Source organism: Faecalibacterium sp. DFI.5.82 (assembly GCF_029076575.1).
Lineage (GTDB): Bacteria > Bacillota > Clostridia > Oscillospirales > Ruminococcaceae > Faecalibacterium > Faecalibacterium duncaniae.
Window position 1 is genome coordinate 1 of sequence record NZ_JARFIS010000552.1, and the last position, 309, is coordinate 309.

Consider the following 309-nt stretch of genomic DNA (forward strand, 5'->3'; position numbering starts at 1 on the left):
TACCAAGTATTAAGTTCTTTGATAATTTACTTTTTTACGATTGTTTTTATAAAAGCCGTAAGTGAATTGATCTGCTCGGCATCGAACTGTTTTAGCTGGTCAACAAGTGCATTCATTCCATTGGAGGTTTCCTCGCCGAAATTAAAAAATTCTTGTGGAGTAATGTTGAAATTTTCGCAGATGTAAAAGAAATTTGCCATCGTCTGAAAGGCAGTACCACTTTCGATTGCACGAATATAGCCGGGATTCTGCCCGATTGAGAGGCTCATGTCTCTTGAAGACACACCCTTCTGTGTGCGCAGCTCAGTA

At 39.8% G+C, this 309-nt stretch carries 1 protein-coding gene; it reads right to left on the reverse strand.

Features of this window, described 5'->3' with window-relative positions; all coding sequences use genetic code 11:
• Nucleotides 1-26 precede the first annotated feature (26 nt).
• Nucleotides 27-309 (reverse strand): helix-turn-helix transcriptional regulator (locus tag P0G09_RS17840; protein WP_342760561.1); only part of this gene is annotated, 283 nt, incomplete at its 5' end.